This window comes from Halocatena marina, assembly GCF_023276375.1.
GTDB lineage: Archaea > Halobacteriota > Halobacteria > Halobacteriales > Haloarculaceae > Halocatena > Halocatena marina.
In genome coordinates, this window is record NZ_JALLPK010000001.1 from 292,662 (window position 1) to 311,055 (window position 18,394).

Annotated in this window: 23 protein-coding genes; 9 read left to right on the forward strand and 14 right to left on the reverse strand. The window is 55.1% G+C overall.

What is annotated here, in order from left to right; genetic code table 11:
- Window positions 1-68 precede the first annotated feature (68 nt).
- Window positions 69-905, reverse strand: coding sequence for a bacteriorhodopsin (locus MW898_RS01410; RefSeq protein ID WP_248903899.1), 837 nt, complete (start codon window positions 903-905; stop codon window positions 69-71).
- A gap of 400 nt (window positions 906-1,305) precedes the next feature.
- Between MW898_RS01410 and MW898_RS01415 the strand changes: the two genes are divergently transcribed.
- From MW898_RS01415 to MW898_RS01425, 3 genes are all read left to right on the forward strand, one after another.
- Window positions 1,306-3,051, forward strand: a complete 1,746-nt coding sequence (locus MW898_RS01415) for an Nramp family divalent metal transporter (protein ID WP_248903900.1) — start codon at window positions 1,306-1,308, stop codon at window positions 3,049-3,051.
- Window positions 3,052-3,158: 107 nt separating this feature from the next.
- Complete coding sequence (locus tag MW898_RS01420) at window positions 3,159-3,560, forward strand: hypothetical protein (protein WP_248903901.1); 402 nt, start codon at window positions 3,159-3,161, stop codon at window positions 3,558-3,560.
- Window positions 3,557-4,075 (forward strand): hypothetical protein, encoded by a 519-nt coding sequence (locus tag MW898_RS01425; RefSeq protein WP_248903902.1) that lies wholly within the window; start codon window positions 3,557-3,559, stop codon window positions 4,073-4,075. The genes MW898_RS01420 and MW898_RS01425 overlap by 4 nt, the downstream gene beginning before the upstream one ends.
- Here the strand turns inward: MW898_RS01425 and MW898_RS01430 are convergent.
- A complete protein-coding gene (locus tag MW898_RS01430) occupies window positions 4,065-4,658 on the reverse strand; it encodes a CFI-box-CTERM domain-containing protein (protein WP_248903904.1) in 594 nt (197 codons plus the stop codon). The two genes, MW898_RS01425 and MW898_RS01430, sit on opposite strands and share 11 nt — an antisense overlap.
- 121 nt (window positions 4,659-4,779) lie before the next feature.
- Between MW898_RS01430 and MW898_RS01435 the strand changes: the two genes are divergently transcribed.
- Both MW898_RS01435 and MW898_RS01440 read left to right on the forward strand, forming a co-directional pair.
- A complete protein-coding gene (locus tag MW898_RS01435; protein ID WP_248903906.1) occupies window positions 4,780-4,920 on the forward strand; it encodes a hypothetical protein in 141 nt (46 codons plus the stop codon).
- Window positions 4,921-5,680: 760 nt separating this feature from the next.
- Window positions 5,681-5,827, forward strand: a complete 147-nt coding sequence (locus tag MW898_RS01440; protein ID WP_248903908.1) for a DUF7331 family protein — start codon at window positions 5,681-5,683, stop codon at window positions 5,825-5,827.
- A gap of 103 nt (window positions 5,828-5,930) precedes the next feature.
- On the opposite strand, the gene MW898_RS01445 is transcribed toward MW898_RS01440, so the two are convergent.
- The 3 genes from MW898_RS01445 to MW898_RS01455 form a co-directional block, all read right to left on the reverse strand.
- The gene (locus tag MW898_RS01445; RefSeq protein ID WP_248903910.1) at window positions 5,931-6,584 is read right to left on the reverse strand and encodes an HAD family hydrolase; all 654 of its coding nucleotides are present in this window, start codon (window positions 6,582-6,584) and stop codon (window positions 5,931-5,933) included.
- Window positions 6,577-7,749 carry a M24 family metallopeptidase gene (locus tag MW898_RS01450; protein WP_248903911.1) on the reverse strand — a complete coding sequence of 391 codons (1,173 nt, stop codon included), beginning with the start codon at window positions 7,747-7,749 and terminating at the stop codon, window positions 6,577-6,579. Before MW898_RS01450 ends, MW898_RS01445 begins: the two co-directional genes overlap by 8 nt.
- An 82-nt stretch (window positions 7,750-7,831) precedes the next feature.
- Window positions 7,832-8,548, reverse strand: a complete 717-nt coding sequence (locus MW898_RS01455) for a fumarylacetoacetate hydrolase family protein (RefSeq protein WP_248903913.1) — start codon at window positions 8,546-8,548, stop codon at window positions 7,832-7,834.
- Window positions 8,549-8,783: 235 nt separating this feature from the next.
- Between MW898_RS01455 and MW898_RS01460 the strand changes: the two genes are divergently transcribed.
- Window positions 8,784-9,008, forward strand: coding sequence for a hypothetical protein (locus MW898_RS01460; RefSeq protein ID WP_248903915.1), 225 nt, complete (start codon window positions 8,784-8,786; stop codon window positions 9,006-9,008).
- An 8-nt stretch (window positions 9,009-9,016) separates the two neighbouring features.
- On the opposite strand, the gene MW898_RS01465 is transcribed toward MW898_RS01460, so the two are convergent.
- The gene (locus MW898_RS01465; RefSeq protein WP_248903916.1) at window positions 9,017-9,718 is read right to left on the reverse strand and encodes an SOS response-associated peptidase; all 702 of its coding nucleotides are present in this window, start codon (window positions 9,716-9,718) and stop codon (window positions 9,017-9,019) included.
- Between the two features lie 88 nt (window positions 9,719-9,806).
- On the opposite strand from MW898_RS01465, the gene MW898_RS01470 reads away from it, so the two are divergent.
- From MW898_RS01470 to MW898_RS01480, 3 genes are all read left to right on the forward strand, one after another.
- Window positions 9,807-10,187, forward strand: a complete 381-nt coding sequence (locus MW898_RS01470) for a hypothetical protein (protein ID WP_248903918.1) — start codon at window positions 9,807-9,809, stop codon at window positions 10,185-10,187.
- A 73-nt stretch (window positions 10,188-10,260) separates the two neighbouring features.
- Window positions 10,261-11,502, forward strand: a complete 1,242-nt coding sequence (locus MW898_RS01475; protein ID WP_248903920.1) for an ornithine cyclodeaminase, nickel-pincer nucleotide-dependent — start codon at window positions 10,261-10,263, stop codon at window positions 11,500-11,502.
- Window positions 11,503-11,608: 106 nt separating this feature from the next.
- Window positions 11,609-12,451 (forward strand): ZIP family metal transporter, encoded by an 843-nt coding sequence (locus tag MW898_RS01480; RefSeq protein ID WP_248903922.1) that lies wholly within the window; start codon window positions 11,609-11,611, stop codon window positions 12,449-12,451.
- Between the two features lie 295 nt (window positions 12,452-12,746).
- Here MW898_RS01480 and MW898_RS01485 read toward each other — a convergent pair whose 3' ends face one another.
- From MW898_RS01485 to MW898_RS01520, 8 genes are all read right to left on the reverse strand, one after another.
- Entirely contained in the window at window positions 12,747-13,253 is a 507-nt protein-coding gene (locus tag MW898_RS01485; RefSeq protein WP_248903924.1) for a hypothetical protein, read from the reverse strand.
- Window positions 13,254-13,313: 60 nt separating this feature from the next.
- Entirely contained in the window at window positions 13,314-13,637 is a 324-nt protein-coding gene (locus MW898_RS01490) for a transcription factor S (protein ID WP_248903926.1), read from the reverse strand.
- 58 nt (window positions 13,638-13,695) lie between these two features.
- Window positions 13,696-14,655, reverse strand: a complete 960-nt coding sequence (locus MW898_RS01495) for a beta-ribofuranosylaminobenzene 5'-phosphate synthase family protein (protein ID WP_248903928.1) — start codon at window positions 14,653-14,655, stop codon at window positions 13,696-13,698.
- 142 nt (window positions 14,656-14,797) lie between these two features.
- The gene (locus MW898_RS01500) at window positions 14,798-14,998 is read right to left on the reverse strand and encodes a hypothetical protein (protein ID WP_248903930.1); all 201 of its coding nucleotides are present in this window, start codon (window positions 14,996-14,998) and stop codon (window positions 14,798-14,800) included.
- On the reverse strand, window positions 14,995-16,527 hold the full coding sequence (locus tag MW898_RS01505; protein ID WP_248903931.1) for a TrkH family potassium uptake protein: 1,533 nt from the start codon (window positions 16,525-16,527) through the stop codon (window positions 14,995-14,997). The genes MW898_RS01500 and MW898_RS01505 overlap by 4 nt, the downstream gene beginning before the upstream one ends.
- A gap of 128 nt (window positions 16,528-16,655) precedes the next feature.
- Complete coding sequence (locus MW898_RS01510; protein ID WP_248903932.1) at window positions 16,656-17,357, reverse strand: potassium channel family protein; 702 nt, start codon at window positions 17,355-17,357, stop codon at window positions 16,656-16,658.
- A gap of 39 nt (window positions 17,358-17,396) precedes the next feature.
- A complete protein-coding gene (locus MW898_RS01515) occupies window positions 17,397-17,759 on the reverse strand; it encodes a DUF7975 family protein (protein WP_248903933.1) in 363 nt (120 codons plus the stop codon).
- A 41-nt stretch (window positions 17,760-17,800) separates the two neighbouring features.
- Window positions 17,801-18,391: a class I SAM-dependent methyltransferase gene (locus MW898_RS01520; RefSeq protein ID WP_248903934.1), complete on the reverse strand. Its 591-nt coding sequence runs from the start codon at window positions 18,389-18,391 to the stop codon at window positions 17,801-17,803.
- Between the last annotated feature and the right edge of the window lie 3 nt (window positions 18,392-18,394).

An 18,394-nucleotide genomic window follows, 5' to 3' on the forward strand; every position in this document is an offset into this window, starting at 1 on the left:
AATAGTGGCAGATGGCAGCCACGCTAGCAATGTTTTTCCGCTCACCCTCAAGAAATTCAAATCGGTGATCAGTCGTCAACTGTTGCCGACTCGGTGGCCAACTCCCGCCCTGTCATAGACACTATCCGCTCGTTCGAAGCAATCCACCGGAGAAGTAGGAATGCAAACACGTACTTTGCAAGAATATCGAGGACAGAGTAGCCCCACGAGGTAAGTCCTGGCGACTGGACGAGTGCGAGTCCTTCAACACCAACTGCCCAGATAATCGGGTAGCCGAGCCACAGGACGATTGTTAGCGTGCGGAGGAGTCTAAAGATATCACTGGTACCTGCTTCGACTGCAAACGTTGGCCACTCAATCACCAACGCATAGAGGACGACGATAAAGAACGTGCAGCCGACAGCGTAGAATAGCCAGCGGAACAGATAGGAGGACGTAACTAAGGCTGCCGCGAGCCCTGTCATACACATTCCTATATCAGCCGTAATAACGGTGAAGAGACTTCCCAAGTTGGCGTCAGCGAGGAGCCCAAGCGCAAGCAAAATCAAAGGCGTTGAGAGTGTCCACGTGAGGTATCGTCCCCACTGGCTCATTACTTCCTCTCCCGCCAATGCGTGGCCCGCTGGCATCTCGATAAAACTGGCTGTCAGTCCAGAAGCCAGCCCGAGATAGCTCGAGATTGAGACGAGCGGTATCATCAGTGTCGCTCCCCAAATGAGGCGAGCGCGGTTGCTCGCAATTCCTCGACCCATGTATACGAATAGCAGTGCCGACAGACCAGCCAGCGCGATATTGACCCACAATGAGGAACTCAACAACACATCGTTCTGTATCTGCGAGAATGCGTCAGCTTGCGTTGCTTGGAGTAGAATCCCGCTCACGACAATTTGACCAATCGGTGACATACGTATCCGGTTTGGTGCGCTGAGTATATAAAATACATCCGAGACCATAATACAATAAATTAATGATCTTATTGAATATTACAAACTCACCGTCTGTGTCGAGTTTTTATTGGTTTCTTCGTGTGCTCGATTTGTCGTATCCGTATCGATTATCGAGCAGTTCTGAGACACAGCAACCTCATCAAATAAATGAAATTTATATATTGGTCATATATAAGTTGAATCATTGGTCTTTTGTGGTATTGTACGGCCAAAGCCATCCACTCCAAACATTCTATCGGTTATTTGAAGATATATCTTGCTCCATTGGCGTTTGAATATTTGTAATTATGACCGAAAACAATATTATGTGTGATGTTAAATCACAACATTATCGGCCCACGAGTGGTCGAGAGGATCAATGACAGGACAATCAGAGAAGGGAGCGGAGACAGAGTCTGACGGCGGTGTCGTCGACGACGTCTACGCTAGTGCAGAGGTTGGAGAACAGTATCGAGATTCGATGTATCGAGAGGTGAATTACGAGGTTCTTGAAACAGCTCCCGACACCACGGATTATCCGAAAGCCGATGGGAAAGGCGGTTACAAGCTGACCGATTTACCGAAGGTACCGAAGGTTAGTCACATCGTCGGACCGAGTGCGATCATGCTCGGAGCGGCACTCGGTAGCGGTGAGACGATGTTCTGGCCGGCAATCATCGCTCAGGATGGGTGGGCGCTCTATTGGGCGTTCTGGGTCGGCGTACTCACGCAGTTTTTCATTAACACCGAGCTTCAGCGGTGGGCGATGGCCACCGGAGAAAGCATTTTTCGTGGATTCGATCGCTTGAATGGGCTTTGGCCGTGGTTTTTCCTATTTGCCGGATTCGTCCAGCTCGGCTGGCCGGGCTGGGCTGCAAGCGGCGGAAAGGTGTTTGCCGCATGGACAGGTCTCATTCCACTGAATCAATGGTATTGGGTCGGACTTGCAACGATGATCGTCATCTGGCTGTCGTATCAGGCGGGTCCGGTGGTGTACAACATCATCGAAAAGGCTCAACTCGTAATGATGGTCCTCGCGATCGTCGGTGCCGTCGTGTTGGTTTTCCTCGTCGGTTCGATCGGTGAACTGGCGAACTTGCCTGCTGGCGCAGTGAGTTTCGGGACGCTCCCTGCCGACGTTGAGATTGCGACGTTCCTCGGTGGGTTGGCGTACGCCGGTGCTGGCGGATACACCAATCTCTCACAGGGGGTTTGGGCCCGTGAGAAGGGCTTCGGAATGGGTATCTATCAGGGCCGTGTGAAAAATCCTCTCCGTGGGGATAGTGAGCCCGAGACGGTTCACGACGGATATTCGTTCGAGCCGACCGAAACGAATCTGAAACGCTGGAAAGCGTGGTGGAAAGTGACCCAACAGGAGCACTTTTTGACGTTTGTGGTTGGACTGCTTGTCATTGCAACTGGTGCAATGACAATTACGGCACAGTACGTCCCAAGCGGGCAGACCGTAACAGGCAACGCTGTTTCCATGTGGCTCAACATCGTTATTCCACAGTTGGGGAGCGCCAACGCGTTCTTGATGTATATGGTGTTGTTCATCGCGCTGTTTAGCACCCAGTACGCCATCGTTGAGGCGTTCACCCGCAACACCGTCGACATCATCTATCAGGTCTACGGACGAGAACACGGTATGAACGTGAGTCGCGTCTTCCTTGGAGCACTTACTGTGTTCGTGCTGTGGGGGATGGCGATCATCGGAGCGAACGCCGTAACCAATATCACGACGCCGTGGATCTTCTTGGTGCTCGGTGCAGCGATGGCCGGCGTGATGATGTGGCCGTACAACGCACTCACAATCATCCTCAACACCACCCGACTGCCCGAACACACCCAACCGGGATGGGTCCGCGTCATCGCCATGTGGTGGGCAACCGGCTTCTTCGGGTACTTCAGCATCCTGTTGATCGGGGATCTCCTGTCAAGCAGCTTCGGGCTAAGTGTCTTCAGCACGACTGTAGATATCGTGAGTAGTGGTGTTGGCGGCTACGTCCTGTGGCTGATCGCGCTTGCTGTTCAGGTGTACACGATGTACCGGTCGGGCCAAGCGAAGCTCGAAACGAACGATACAGTCGAGAACGCCGAGGAAGCAGCAGGATTCCTCGCCTAAGAGTATTCAGGTGCAGAATCGCATCTCACATCGCATTATTTCCTCTTCGTGCGGTACTGTATTGGTATTCCAAAACACAACAGTACAATCGCATTCCCCATCATTCCATGATTCAGACGATTCAAAACTCCGGTGCGGTCCAATCACTGTTGGTTCGCTATCGATTGGCGATCTACATCCTCGGACTGTTCGCTATATCGGCTCCAATCGTACTCGATCGGTTTGGTATCTCGGTATCGTCCGAAATTCGAACAGTCATTGTTCTCGCAAGCCTCTTCGTGATGGTACTCACCTACGTCGCCGAGCGACAGTCCTTCGAACGTGCGGATGAGGAGCCCACGCGAAAGCAGAACTACTCTCGACAAGCACGCACCGCCATCGCGTTTGCACTCATCGGCGTCGCAATCGGTGGTTACGTCTGGTTTACGATCGACCCAGTGACTGGATTACTGTTCGTCCTCGGTGCGTTGTTGTTCGTCCGAATCGCTTACGCGGGGTCAATTCGATGAGCGAAAACATCGATTCCGACGCGTTCGATGATCTACCGAGCACGGATATCGAGGTTGAGGCTCACGTTCATTTTGGCATGACGGGTTCATTCCCGCTCCGTATCGCGGAACTGTTTTTTGCCAGTGACGGTCTCCACATCGTCGAATACGCGTATATCACGCCGCTGTTCGGCCTGGGAACGCGAAAACACAAGCGAGAGGCAAAGACGATGCGGTCGATCTACGACGTTCACGGTCTCGATGAAGTGTTGCTTCACGGTGACTCGGTGACTTGGCTCAACTACGACACCCTCGATCGGATCGCCGTTCACGATGGTGGATGGATGGGACGTCCGAAAATCACCATCTCGACTGATGGGCCGACGTACGCCTACCGACTTCATGGTGACCCAGATACTGAATCACTCATCGCAGACATAGATGACTCCGCCGAGCGTCACGGATTCTCGGTTGAGTTGGTTTCTGGTGTCGGATTCGCTCCGCGCGAGAACATCCGTCAATTTTTTAGTCGGTAACAGAACCAGAAGACTCGGAGAGACGGATCCAACCGTGACTGAGTGCTGCACAGCAAAGACCGATGATGTACAGCGCAGTCAGTACGATCGATAGCACTGACTGCACGATGGATGAATGGCTCGCCGTCCGGTGGTGAGCCAGAGACGCACAGCGTTCGATCAACCAACGGACGAATCGGGTAGTCCTCGCGTGGGGATGCCGGGCCAGCGTCGCTGCAATGGGAGGACTCACAATTTCGTAGAGATGAACCAGCGCACGCCCCGGTGGTGATCGGATGAGTGCGTCGTCTCGAAACGCTCGAAGCGCATCGAGCGTCGGACCGTCACCCGCCGTTGCCGTCGTGATGAAACACGCCGAATGGTGCTGGGTTACTTCCACCCGTCTAGTAGTATCTTTCGCGTATCGCTCTGTCTCCTCGTCCGGAAAGGCTGAATCCGAAGAAACGACGAACGCTGTTTCGGAGTGACGGAGGTAGACGTTCCCGTGATCTCTGTGTTCGCCCTCGTTCGTAATGGCTGTCACGTGCTTCTCTCTGTTATCACCGATTTCGACTGGCGTATCGCTGTCCTCGTCACGTTCCATGATCGGCAATCGAAGTCAATCCGGTTAAAACACACCGTAGAATAACGATTTCCGAAGTGGTTACCCCTGTCGAGACGATAGTACCGGTGGTGATTGAGCTATCCTTTCACTCGGAGGCATCTTGTTCTGGACGATTCTCGTCAGTGCTGTCCTCCTCGTCGTAGCCTTCATCATCAGCGGGCAGTACCTCCTCGCACTTTCTCTTGTTGTCCCTTTATTGCTGTTTGCCTATCTCGTGGATAATGCTGCGCCGTTACAGTAGCTCCCATGAGCGCTGCTCAATACATCCTGCCGTTCAATTTTGAAAACTGAGGCAGCTTTGCTAGTGAGAGTGACAGTCCAAAGTCCGTAATGATGTGAGTGTGTTTCAGTCCGATCGCAACGGACACGGACTATGTCATTTCTAATGGATATCGATATTTAATAATTGAATAGAACTGTTGCAACAGAGTGTCAGTGACAAATTCTTATGTGCAAATACTTTGGCTGATCGCGACCACCAATCTCGACCAGTATTGTCCACTTACTGGGTAGGAAAGCAACTTCCTCACAACACCGTTTTTGGTTTGTTTGTGTGTGTGGATCCCCCAGAAACAGGAGTCAGATACGGGATAGGCAAGACTCTGTTAATAGCCGGTTACCCCGGTAAGAGACGCGTATCCGTACAGAGCAAGCATCTCGCCGAGGTCGTCAATAAGGGAGGCAAAGAACGAGTAACTGTAGTCTAACCGACGAACGAACAGTTACTCTAACAAAAAAGAAACTCGAAATCGAGTTTCCTGAAAACATATCTGTTCAATCAATCAACTGTTTCCTCCCTGATCAGTTACCAGATCCTAGGATAGATATAACCGCTATCGACATAATTTAGGAACATCCTTATAACCGTTCGAACTAGTAATGTACACAAGGAACCGGACGACCGTTGGATGGGTAGTTAGAATGACGGTTTCGAAGAAGCGTTCCAGTCGTCGTGTATCGAGCGTGGCTGGTTGTTCGTCCGGTCGCCACAACGATACTCCATGGAAGAAAAATCACGCACACGGACTGATGGTCGGTACGACAAATACGGACTCTTCGAAACCCGTGATGGACGCCTCGTCGTGTACGAGCGTGAAAATCCGAACGCGTGGATCCGTTCGGATGCCATCTCGGTGCTGGAAGAGTAAACCGATACGGCAGCTGTGATGGGTGTAATCGATTCGGTTACATCCTCCAACTCCCACTTTTGTTGACCGAAGTGGTGGATGATGAGGGCGTTGTGTCTATCGATTATGAGACGAGTGCTTCGAGTTCCCACAGATCGTCGATCTCGTACGTCGGCTCGGTCGAGAGGAGAGTATCGCTCCGGTGTGAACGACGGATGAACGCCGAATCAATACCAGAGTTTTCCGCCGCTCTGATATCGCTCTCGCTGTCTCCGACGTACAGTGCGTTTTCGCTTTCCAGATCGGCCATTGCCCGCTCGATGAAGTACGGATTTGGTTTTTTCTTCCTAACGTGTTCAATCGTCGGCTTTCTCCCGTAGTACGTCTCGAATCGCCCATCGAGTTCGAAATGATCGATGATACACTCGATCGTCGCGTGCTGATTCGAACTAACGATGCCACGCGGATGTTCGAGCGACCAGACAGCTTCGATGTCGTCGTACAGCGGCTTTCGCCCTGCACGGATTTCGGCTTGCTGTGCGCGTGAACTGTTCGTGTCCCGCTGCTCCCAGAACGCAGTCGGAGACAGATCATATTCGCTGCAGACACGCTCGAGGCGATCGATGGTAACGCCGATCGACAACGCTGCAACGTGTTCGTCGGAGGGATTCGTCACATCGAACGCTTCGAACGCCTTACAGACCGCATCCCGAATGACGGTTCGGTCGGTCAACTCAGTCAGCACGCCATCGTTATCGAAAATAATCGCGTCATACATCGAATCGGATCACGTTATCGTCCAGTTCACGCGGAAAATACGTGAGCTGTTCGGTCCCATCGTCAGTGATTGCGACGGTGTCGGAGTGACGATAGCCGGCTGTTTCCGTGTAGAGTCCAGGTTCGATGGTGTAGACGTGGCCCGGTTCCATCTCGCTTTCTTCGTCCCACCCACGGTCGATGTACGGTGGCTCGTGGGCTCCGAGACCAATGTTATGTCCAACGTGGTGTTGGGCGAGATCAGCGACGCCTTGCTCTTCGAAGTAGTTCCACACCGCCTGATCGACGGATGCGACTGTCACGCCGGGTCCAAGCGCATCGATAGCGATGGACTGGGCTTCGAGCATGAGTTCGAAGTAGTGGATCTGTTCGTCTGTCGGTTCTCCCACGAACATCGTTCGTTCGAGTTCCGAAAAATAGCCATCGACGTTTGCTGTCGCACCAGTGATCAGCACGTCTCCCTCCGTCAATCGACGGTTGGCTGTGTGTCCGTGCGGGAGTGCGGTCTGCTGTCCGCTGATGAACCCTGCCGATACAGGCCCGTCGCCCCGAACACGCGCCACGTAGCGCTCACCGAGTGTATCGAGCATCGCCCGGGATGCGTCCATTGACGCACGCTGACTCACCGTTGCTGGGTGCGCGCCCGGCTCTGTGTATTCAGTGAGATATCGGTGACCGAGATTAGCCCACCGCGCTGATTCACGGATGAGATCGACCTCGGCAGCCGATTTCGCCCACCGCATTCGATCGACCCAGTGTTGTGTGTCTACTTCAAGGAACTCTGATAGCTCCGGGCCGTCGTATCCCATCGTGGCAGGTGCCCCATCACTGTCGGCGACAACTGAATCCGCATCGAGGTCACGCAACATCGTAACCGCTGTTTCGATCGGAGCACCGCCTGGATAGTCGAAATAATCGTATACGGCGTCGATGCGTGGATTGGACGTGACACGCTCGACTTCCAGTCGGGGGACAGTGATCGAACAGCGATCGTTCGTGACTGCGAGGACGACCGGTCGCTCGGTCTGGATGTGGTCGAAGCCGCTCACGTACTCGATACTCGTCGCACCAAACCAGACAGCAGCGTCTGCGTCGGTTTCTGTAAGCCGATCGCGGACAGCCGCGAGTCTCGATCGATACTCCGAGGGAGGAAGTGTGGTCGCCATGGAATCTGCTTGTGCGGATGAATCAAAAGCGTTCGCCTCATCGAAAACTGATCACGACGCCACGAACTGGTCGATACGTGGTCTATGACACGTCGCCAACTGTGTTCCGGAGCGTTCCAATTCCCTCGTAGGTAATTTCGATCGTATCACCTGATTCGAGGAGCCCGGGATTTGCGGGGCTACCGAATGAGATGACATCGCCCGGACGGAAGGTAAACCGTTCGGAGAGGAAGGAGACGACTGCATCGGGTTTGATGAACATCTGATCGGTGTTGTCGGATTGTCGTCGGTCGCCATTGATGAGCGTCTCCATCTCGATTCCGACAGGATCGATATCGGTTTCGATCCACGGACCGAGTGGTGCGCTCCCGTCGAAGGCTTTTCGTGCCGTACGCCGAGGCTGATCGAGCGCATCGAGATCATTCAGGATTGTGTATCCGCGCACGACGTCCTCGACCTCGTCTCTCGAGACGTGTGAGCACTCTCGATCGATGACTGCCGCCAGTTCGCCAGCGTACGTGAGTTCTTCGGTGAATCCGGGATACCGAATCGGTGTTTCTGGCGGATGCACCGAAATGGGTGGTTTGATGAAAAAGTCAGGTTCGTCAGGCACGTCATAATCCATCTGTGAGACCTTCTCGCCGAAGTTACGCCCGACGCAGAAACACGCCGAGGGTTCGCAAGGTGCGAGAAGCTCGTACTCATCCGGTTCGTACTGATCGGTGTCTGTGGTGACCGTCCCGTCGACGTACTCACCGGTTTGGATGCCCGCAGCCGTTTCGATGCGCGCGATCTTCATACTGACGGGAGTTGCGCGCGTGGAATAGTCGTTGTTATTTGAGAAAGATTCGAGGAGCGAGAGAGAACACGAATCCCTGGCTATTCTGTGATCAGACTTGGGGGACATCCTGAATAATCGACACTCATTTTTCTTATGCACACGGTAATATTATCGTGTGCACAAACGTCGTCAATCGAGAACGAGAATTTGAATCCCTTGATAACCGATTTACAACCTCTCTGTTCGTGAACTGATGGTCCGCGCCTCCCTCGTCGAACGGTATATAGAATTAGAACAATGGGTTCAAAATCTCTCCCCTGCTCGGAATGCGTTCTTGCACGGACTCATGTGGGCCGTAATGTGGACGACGCTTACGGCGGTGTTCGGTTCGCAGTCGATTCTGAGGGCAGTGGGTATCGGGGTCGCTGGTGGGGTTTTCTACGGCTGGCTGTGTTACTCGTGGGGAATTCCTTCGTAAGCCGATCTCTACCCAGCCAGATCGATCTCTTCGACCACGCTCGGCGAGTCGTTCGAGGGGTTGTTCACAGCTGTCGAGACTGGATACCCGCGCAGTGCATCCGCCGGTGTCGGTTCGAGCTCGTCCACCTCCACGCCGTCTAACCACGCTGATTCCGCTTCTCGTGAAAGCATGACCGCCATCCGGTCGTGATACTCGCGCACAGTAGCGTTCGGCTCGCGGGTCAGGATGGTGAACGTCACCAGTGGTTCGGGCTTCGAATCGTCGACGCTCCCTTCTTCTGTGAAATCTCCCAACCCAGTCTGGGTCTGTGGTGGCGTCCACGTCTCCCACAATCCAGCGAGGGCAAACGGCTCTCCATCCGTTCGGGTGATCCGATACGGCTGTTTGGAGCCATTCGTTGTGGCCCATTCGTAAAATCCGTCGGCGGGAACGAGACACCGCCGATTGTGGTAGGCATCGCGGAACGCAGACTTCTCATCGACCGTCTCCGAACGGGCGTTGATCAGATTCGTGCTCGCTTCGTCGGCCCACGACGGGACCAACCCCCACCGGCTCTGGGTGATCGAGTCGCGCGAATCGTCGCGGACGACCGGAAGCTGCTGTCCCGGCGCAGCGTTGTACCGAGGCTCGAAATCAAACGCGAACCGAGCCCCAAAGCGCTCCTCGACCTCGTCGGGCTGAATGAACAGGCTATAACGTCCGCACATACCTTACAGACGGTCTCCAACGCGATAAAGTCAACCTCTCTGTCCCGACGGACAATGATTTAAACCACATGGCGAACAACCCACCGTCGTGGCAGACGACCCGTCGTTCGAGATCCCCGAACGCCCAAAGCGTCAGTACTCTCGACGAACGGTTCAGTACGACGGTGATGTGAATTTCACACTCACACCGGCACACGACCGGGACACCGACCAACTCGAAGCCCTCGTCATCGACGTGCTCGACACCGGTCCGTACCGATACGGCGAGTGGTTCGATCTCCCGATGACACTGTTTCTGGTTCACGACGACCAGACCAACGACACCTTTCGCGTGTCGATCCGTGACGGGTCGGTCACGCTACACGTCCTTCCAAAAACCGACTCGGCGGGGCTGAAAGCGCTTTATGAACGGATCGTTGCGGCGAGCAACTGTGGCTGGTCTGTCGATCGGCACGTCGAGGTAGCGTGAAGCATCTTTCGCGTCGGTAACTCGAACACATCCGAGACAAAACCGATTTCTCTCGGCCACTCGATCCAGATGTATGACAGTCTCTCGCGCAGTTGAATTGGAGGGCCACATCATCGACTCGGGGATGATGCAGTCGTGCTTTGGCGTCATCATGGACATGGGCGGATCGTTCGAGGTCGAAGCGTTCGACATCGGTCGTTCGAAGACCGATGCGTCGTACGCTCGGCTTGTCGTGAGCGCGGACACCCAGAGTGATCTCGAAACGATCATTCACGAACTCCACCAGAACGGTGCAAATCCTGTCGACCCGAGGGACGCAACGCTCGATCCTGCGCCTGCTGATCGAGTCGTCCCAACAGGATTTTACTCGACAACGAACCATCCGACGGATATCAGATTCGAGGGGGAGTGGGTACCGGTCGAGAAGATCGAGATGGACTGTGCTGTGGTCGTTGAGCTCGACGGCAACGACCAACCGGTTCACGCCCAGGCGAAAGTGCTGACCGCCATCGAGGAGGGGGATCTCGTTGTCACGGGCGAGACCGGAATCCGTGTACGCCCGCCCGAGCGTCCGCGGGAGAGTGCTGGTGCGTTCGGATTCATGCAAGGTGGCGTCTCCAGCGAACGGCCATCACAATCGACGATTTCGACGATTGCGGATGCGATCGTTGAAACGAAGAGCGAAGGCGGGTCGGTCCTTGCCGTTTGTGGCCCTGCGCTTGTCCACTCCGGTGCGCGTGAGGACCTCGCGCGGCTCGTTCGAGACGGCTATATCGATATGCTTTCGGCTGGTAACGGCTTTGCCGTTCACGACATTGAACGTGACCTCTACGGCACCTCACTCGGAATGAACACCGAAACCCTCGATCACCCTCGACGAGGTCACAAACACCACATCTACGCGATCAGTGAAGTCATCCGCGCGGGTAGTATCGAGCAGGCCGTCGAGAATGGTCTCATCGAATCGGGTGTGATGTACGAATGCATCAAAAACGATGTGCCATTCGTTCTCGCGGGCTCGATCCGTGACGATGGACCGTTACCCGATACGATCACCGACACCCTCGAAGCCCAGAACGCCATCCGAGAACAAGCTCACGAAGCCGATATGGTGCTCATGCTCTCGACGCTGTTACATTCGGTCGCTGTCGGTAACTGTCTCCCATCGACAACACGCGTTGTCTGTGTTGATATCAATCCGGCGACCGTCACACAACTACTGGACCGTGGTAGCGCACAAGCTGTCGGAATGGTCACCGACATCGGCACCTTCATCCCAATGCTCGCAGAGCAAATCCTCGATAGCGACGAGTAACAGAGGACACTCGGACGCTGCACCCGAAACAGTAACAAACTAATCGAATCGGTGGGTTAATAATACTCTAGAAAATTTTATTAATAAGATGGGTCTCACGGATTCAATGCAGATTCGAGAGCGTTTTAGTCGGTCATCACCGGTCGGTGTCGGCGCCTTGCTCGTGTTGGTCTGTCTTTCGGTGATCGGCGTGGCAGGTGGCTATTGGAAAATATTCATCATCTCGTGGGTCGGGTTCATGGCGATGGCTGGTGGGGCAATCCCTGGTGCGCGGGCTGAGACGATCAGTGCTGATCGGTTGGTTTGGGGGTACGGACTCGCCAGCGGTGCAATGATAATGAGCGCCGCTATTTTTCTCGTTCCGGAAGCCATCGGATATTCGCCGACAATCGGTGGAGTTGGGATCGCCGCCGGTATCCTCGTGGGCTACGGTGCTCACACAATTGGCCATCGACTCTCACACATCGAGTCATTCGATTCGACCTCCATTCAACTCAGTGCTCATTCGTTGGCCGACGGTGCAATCATTGGACTCGTCTATGCGACGCTCCCCGATCTTGGACTGTTACTCGGGTTGGGTATCGTCTCACACAAGGGGCCAGCAGGGTACGCTGCTGCTCGTCAGCTCTCTCAGACTGGAAAACCGGTGTCCCTTCTGCTTCTCCCAGCTGCTGGCGTCGGGCTGGCAGCCTTCCCAATAGCGTTGGTGGACCTGGGCGGGTCATCTAGCATCAACGCAGTGATCTTTGGATTCGCCACCGGGACGTTTCTTCACGTTGCTATGGACTTTCTCCCGCAGTGTGAGATCGGAAACGAGATCGGTGATGCGGTCGGACAGAACGAAAGCGACGATGTCCACGCCGAACTCGATCGACTCCGGGTGCACGCCGTCGTGAGCACAATCCTCGGTGCGGGTGCGGTCGCCATTGCGTGGGCACTACTCGCGTAATGATCGAAATTGAGAAAAGTAAGGAAAGGAGGAAGAACGATCCTCAATGTAACATTGCTTCGCAGTGGGGACAGATTTTCATCCGAATTGGAATTTCCCTGTTGCACCACGGGCACCGCATCTCGTCTGATGATCCTTCATCAATGAATACGACCATCTGTGTGCGATTTCTGTATGCGTGGTGTTAACTATACCGCCATTACTTCGAATTCGATTCGGTTAGTGTGATGAATTCAGCACCTGAGTCTTCAGTTCCGTACTGTTCGAAAAAAGCCACGTCTAGACTAGGAAGATGTCAAAGCTCGACTTTCGTCGTTGGATCATCGAGATTCCAGAGCACACGGGGGAGAAACGCATCAAGATGGTCGATGACGTGCCGATCGGAGACATTCAGCCCTTCGCAGTATGTGTGTGCCTCATCACGGACAGAGACGTGGATATCATCGTCTTCGACGTGGACTTCGAGCGGGAACACAGAGCATCGCGTTGGCTTCCAGTCGTGTTCGGCGTGGAGCGAACAGCGACCGTCGTCACGGAGGAAATAGCAGGCGTGTTCGTCGATATCGATGTGTTCGTCCCGGTCTTTTTCCTCGCGTCGGACGAAATCACGTCCACGAATCTGCTTGACGGACTCGTTGATATTCTCACGCTGTGCAAGTTCAAGGAGGTCTTTACCATACAAAAGCACGCCGTGGTGACAACACCACGTGCATTCGGGAACGCACTCGAACGTGAGGTCCGGATCGAACTCGACAACGGCCTCACAGCCGGGATACACTTCGATGCGTTGGTCGTCGGTCACGGTAACACATCACGGCGCGTGGCGTGATACGTCCTTCGTCCCTCACACATTGATGGCAGCTTAGCTGTATCCACGCCAGCGATGTCCACACTCCATACATTTGAAAAAGCGCGTTGGTGGCTCGTCAGCCGACGCTGTTTGTTTGATCGTATACCACGCTCGGTCGTGGCCGCAGTCCTCGCAGATCGCTTCGGTGGTAGGGAGTCCCTCTTCGGCGGCTCCTTCTTCGGTTTCGATCACATCATCGAACGTCTGTGATTCAGTGCTGACGAATTCCGCAGCGCGTTCTTCGTCCTTCTGGACGCGAGCGTCACAGTTCGAACAGACCATCTCGCTGTCGCTATCAGTGTGCATCAGCGAACCGCACTCATCGCAAAATTGCATGCTTGATGTAGTCACTCGATGCCTAAAAGCGGATCACCTCTGTCCGATCACAAGACAGTTAGAGGATCTCCATGCCGTGATTTCGAGGCGTGCTCACGTGGACAGTGCCGTCGATGTCGAGTGCATCGAGTGCGTCTCTGGCTGTCGCTCGGGCTGACTCTATGTGGTCTTTGTCGGTTACCCCATACACAGCAGGACCCCACGAAGACTGTCCGGTCCCCATGATCGCAGACGACTCTCGTAGTCGTTCGATGAGCTCACCAGCTGGTGGCCGGTAAACGCCACCCTGCTCGTCAGCGTACCACGCCCCATTGAGTCGGCCAAGCGTTTCGATTGCGCGGCCGAACGGTTCGAGTCGCTCCTCGACGACTGCTGGCAGCAGTTGGTGGGTGAGGACGACTGCGAGTTCGTCACTGATGGAGGGGTCAGCCCGCTCGACGACCGAGCGTATCTGCTCATCCTCACGCTCGCCGTGTTCGCCGGTGATGTCTGCAGGAACAACGACGACAAACCGCCACTCGTCGGGAACAGCGTGTCGAGCGACGACAGGCGGGACAGTCCACTCGCCGGTCGCGGGCGGTGCGGTTGTGAACCGGTCTGTGGGATGTCCGGCGTCGACCACGAACCCACCGGATTCGAACGTCGCAACGCCGATTCCACTACGACCGCCCCGACCGAGCGCGGGTGCGTACTCACGGACAGTCGCGGTGCTATCGTACGCCCGTGCAATCGCCGCAAACGTTGCGAGCGCGTGCTGGGTGCCGCTGCCAAGCCCGACGTGTCGGGGCAACGATTCGAGAAGACGCACTTTCGCACCGGGAACGTCGAGCAGCGAGACAGCTCGCTGTGCAGAGGCGCGAATCATCGGATCGGCCGAAAGATCATCGGCTCGTTCTGCCTCGACGACGACGCGCGGCTCAGTCAATGCCACCCCAACACCACCATAGAGGCGCTCACGAGCCAACGAGAGGTTCTGAAAACCGATGTGAAGGCGTGCCCCCGTACATACCCGAACCATATGCTATTCTGTCGAGGTACGAGTATCCCGGTTTCGACACCGGAGATGTCTACCAAACCAGCAACTCAAGCTTACGAATACAGCCGCTCGAAAAGCTCGACAGAGAGCGAACCAACGCGGTGTCGTCAAGCGACCAGTAACGTCATCCGATGCTTTTCCAGAGCGTGTACAGAACGAACGTCGAGAGATACCCGACCGCGAGCGCAGTCGTCAGTGGCGAGCGCCCGAGCAGGGCAATCACGACAATCAGCAGGGGACCGCACAGGATGAGGGTGTCGTAGACAGTGTCACGACCATCGAACTGAAAGAGCGTCCCGACGATCGGGAGGTCTGCCGGTGTCACGGACGATCACCCCGCAGGAGTATACTCCGGAGCAAAACGAGCACTGGAATGATTTCGAGCCGACCGATCCACATGTTGAACATGAGCAACACCTTCGCGGCTGTCGACATCGTTGGTCCTGTGATACCGGTCGAGATCCCGACATTACCCTGTGCGCTTGCAATTTCGAAAATAACGTTTCCGAGCGTGAACCGTTGTGGCACGAGGAGCAACAGCCCAACGAGACCGATGACGAGAAACACCAGCCAGAGGAGCGTAATGATGGCTGCCTCCTCGAATTCGCGTGAGAGTTCGACATCCGATAGCGTTCGTCCGTCGATCTCGAACCGACGAACCGCAGACGCCGGGTAGAACACACTCATGATTCGGTATGCTGTCCCTTTTCCGAGCGTGAGAAGACGGATGAGTTTGATCCCACCGACAGTCGATCCCGCAGCAGCGCCGACAAACATCCCGAACGTCATCGTCAACTGAGTGATGGGTGCCCACGTCTGACCGATAGCAGCGGTTTGAAATCCGGTGCAGGATGCCGCAGAGACGAACTGAAACAGTCCAGACCGGAACGATTGAAAGAGCGTCTGGTACGGTCCTGTGTGATAGAGTAACACTGTGAGCACGGTGCTCCCGACGCCGAAAAAGATGAACACCCACCGGGTCTGGAGATCACGATAGAGATTCCGGAGATCTCCCTGCAGTATGAGGTAGTGGACGGGAAAGGCGATGCTGCCGAGAATCATGACCGGAATGAGCGCGAATTCGATAACAGCATTTTGATATGTTCCGATGCTGTTGTCGGTGACGCTGAATCCACCGGTTGCGAGCCCTGTCATGGCATGATTGATGGCGTCCCATATCGGCATCCCCGCGAGCCAGAGGAGGGCGATCGAGACGAACGTAAAGAGAACGAAGATCCACCAGATGGTCCGCACAGTCGAAACGATGCTAGGATGAATTTTCTCTGAGCGTGCTTCACTCTCATAGAGCGTAAGGGAACCACTCCCTGGCCGCGAGAGAATCGCCGTCGTGAGAACGATAACACCGACACCACCGACCCACTCTGTGAACGAGCGCCACCACTGGAGCGTACGCGGTAACTCGTTTTCGTGGACCGTCATCGTGAGACCGGTCCCCGTGAATCCGCTCATACTCTCGAAAACACCGTTGAGCGGGGCACGAAACGCCGCAAGCGTCGCCGTATCAGCATCTGTCGGCACGGCCAGCCACGACGGATCGAGGCGCACCGTCCACGCGATAAGCACGAACGGGAGTGAACCAAGCAGCGCAACGAAGAACCATCCCGAAGCGGCGATCATCATCCCGTGGAGCTTTCCCGGCTCACCGGCTTCGCCGATCCATTCACAGATTACAATCCCAAGACCGAGCGCAAGTCCGCCCGAAATGAGGAGGCTCGGAATGGTGTAGTACTCTCCCCAGACGATCGGAACGGCTACTGAGAGAAACATCATGCCGGATAAAGCCTGCAAAATGCGTCCGAGATCGAAAAGAATCGTACGGAGCCGGGGATTCATCTACGTCGTCAGTATCCTCGATAGTGCTAAATAAGCCGTGATTTCATAGCGTGAACTCGATTATCGATCGCGTGACACGGATGGCATTGCCTGCGAGCTCCCTCAAAAAGTATCAGCTGTGAGGTTCATCACTTCCCTTCTGAGATCGTCCTGTGGTCTTTGAACTGACCGAAAATGTCCGTCACGTTCGGGACAGCGCCTTGTTCTGAATAGACCGTCACGAGATCACCGGGTTCGATGTGGGTGTTCCCACGCGGTGTGATGGGGTCTTCGTTTCCATTTCGCTCGATCGCAACGATGAGCATATCGTCTGCGATGATCTCTTCAGATGCCGCCTCAGAGAGCGTCTTCTCGGCGATCGGAGCATCCGTCCCGACGCGAATCTCGAAGACTTCAGCCGTCTCTCCGATGTGCATGTAATCGACGACACTGGGACGTTCGACGGCTCGATAGAGATTTTCGGCGATGAGTCGCTGTGGGTTCTGCATCGTGTTCGCGCCGATTCGTTCGAACACACTCATGTGGTCGGGATCGTGAACGACCGAGACGATGTTTGGAACGTCGAACTCGCCAGCGAGGAGACAGATCATTATATTGGTCGCATCTCGGTCTGTCGTTGAGATAATCGCATTAGCTTGATCGATACCAGCGTCGACCAACGTATCTTGGACAGTTGCGTCGTCGTTGAGGACGAGACAGTCGAACTGACTAGCGGCGGTTTCGGCTCGCTCTCGATCGCGTTCGATAACGACGACTTCGTTACCGCTTTGGGTAGCGATGTCTATGAGCTGTGTCCCGATATTTCCCGCGCCAACGACGATGAGATACATACTGTGAAATTTTCTCAGACGGCACGAAAACCTACCGTTCTACACGCGCACAGCTCTCAGTTCGTAATCCTCGTCCAGTTCGTATATCCGTCGAAAGACGCGTTCGACGAAATCGGCTGTGTGTTTCGGATCGGCGAGAGCCGAGATATGGACGGTTGCATCGGGAGCCTTCCGTGTGGCTGGCTGCTCAATCTTGAACACCGGGAACGATTCGAAGAGTGATTCGAGGCGCTCGCGCTCCGTATCAGTCAGATCAAGCGTGATCGTTCGGTCGGCGTACGTGAGTCGTCCGGCATCGGTTTCGAGAACCACGCGCTTGCTGTTACGCGAACGGTGGGCCGTGATCGCCTCGGCAACGAGCGTCAGCCGATCGTGTGCTGTGTGTGCCTCGAAACGAGTCATGTGTACGCTGCTGTCGGTGAGCACCGACAAAAAGCGCGCGCCTACGCCTTTGCGATGAACTGCAGCCACCCGTCGGTGGTGACGGATGAATCATCGACGGTGAAGCCAGCGTTTCGCAACCGCTCGTTGAGATCATCGAGAGTGTAGAAAACGAACTGCCGTTCGTCAGATTCGTATACCGACCCGGTCTGTTCACCTTCTCCCTGTTTGACGGCGAGAGCGAGCGTCCCATCGGAGCGGAGAACGCGCTGAAACTCTCTAAGCGTCGACTGCGCATCGGATCGGGGAACGTGCAGAAATGATGCACACGCCCAGAGACCGTCCATCGATTCGTCCGCGAAACCGAGTCGGCGCATATCCATTCGAGCAACGGAGACAGACGGTGCGGTGTCTTGTATCATCTGGAGAAACGCCGGTGTGAGATCGATACCGACGGTATCGAAGCCGTGTTCTGAGAACGCTGTCGACTCCCAACCGGGACCACAGCCGATGTCGAGCACACGATTGCCCGCAAGCGCGCTGATGAACTGATCGACGAACTCCTCAACGACGCTCCGATCGGCGTTGCGAGTACGGTACTGTTCGGCGGCGGATTCGTACGTGTCAATGGTTGACGCGACGCAATCGTCCATAAA

Excerpts from the sequence above, each read along its gene's own strand:
- MW898_RS01410 (WP_248903899.1), bottom strand. The coding sequence starts at position 905 with ATGTCACCGATTGGTCAAATTGTCGTGAGCGGGATTCTACTCCAAGCA.
- MW898_RS01415 (WP_248903900.1), top strand. The coding sequence starts at position 1,306 with ATGACAGGACAATCAGAGAAGGGAGCGGAGACAGAGTCTGACGGCGGT.
- MW898_RS01420 (WP_248903901.1), top strand. The coding sequence starts at position 3,159 with ATGATTCAGACGATTCAAAACTCCGGTGCGGTCCAATCACTGTTGGTT.
- MW898_RS01425 (WP_248903902.1), top strand. The coding sequence starts at position 3,557 with ATGAGCGAAAACATCGATTCCGACGCGTTCGATGATCTACCGAGCACG.
- MW898_RS01430 (WP_248903904.1), bottom strand. The coding sequence starts at position 4,658 with ATGGAACGTGACGAGGACAGCGATACGCCAGTCGAAATCGGTGATAAC.
- MW898_RS01440 (WP_248903908.1), top strand. The coding sequence starts at position 5,681 with ATGGAAGAAAAATCACGCACACGGACTGATGGTCGGTACGACAAATAC.
- MW898_RS01445 (WP_248903910.1), bottom strand. The coding sequence starts at position 6,584 with ATGTATGACGCGATTATTTTCGATAACGATGGCGTGCTGACTGAGTTG.
- MW898_RS01450 (WP_248903911.1), bottom strand. The coding sequence starts at position 7,749 with ATGGCGACCACACTTCCTCCCTCGGAGTATCGATCGAGACTCGCGGCT.
- MW898_RS01455 (WP_248903913.1), bottom strand. The coding sequence starts at position 8,548 with ATGAAGATCGCGCGCATCGAAACGGCTGCGGGCATCCAAACCGGTGAG.
- MW898_RS01460 (WP_248903915.1), top strand. The coding sequence starts at position 8,784 with ATGGTCCGCGCCTCCCTCGTCGAACGGTATATAGAATTAGAACAATGG.
- MW898_RS01465 (WP_248903916.1), bottom strand. The coding sequence starts at position 9,718 with ATGTGCGGACGTTATAGCCTGTTCATTCAGCCCGACGAGGTCGAGGAG.
- MW898_RS01475 (WP_248903920.1), top strand. The coding sequence starts at position 10,261 with ATGACAGTCTCTCGCGCAGTTGAATTGGAGGGCCACATCATCGACTCG.
- MW898_RS01480 (WP_248903922.1), top strand. The coding sequence starts at position 11,609 with ATGCAGATTCGAGAGCGTTTTAGTCGGTCATCACCGGTCGGTGTCGGC.
- MW898_RS01490 (WP_248903926.1), bottom strand. The coding sequence starts at position 13,637 with ATGCAATTTTGCGATGAGTGCGGTTCGCTGATGCACACTGATAGCGAC.
- MW898_RS01495 (WP_248903928.1), bottom strand. The coding sequence starts at position 14,655 with ATGGTTCGGGTATGTACGGGGGCACGCCTTCACATCGGTTTTCAGAAC.
- MW898_RS01505 (WP_248903931.1), bottom strand. The coding sequence starts at position 16,527 with ATGAATCCCCGGCTCCGTACGATTCTTTTCGATCTCGGACGCATTTTG.
- MW898_RS01510 (WP_248903932.1), bottom strand. The coding sequence starts at position 17,357 with ATGTATCTCATCGTCGTTGGCGCGGGAAATATCGGGACACAGCTCATA.
- MW898_RS01515 (WP_248903933.1), bottom strand. The coding sequence starts at position 17,759 with ATGACTCGTTTCGAGGCACACACAGCACACGATCGGCTGACGCTCGTT.
- MW898_RS01520 (WP_248903934.1), bottom strand. The coding sequence starts at position 18,391 with ATGGACGATTGCGTCGCGTCAACCATTGACACGTACGAATCCGCCGCC.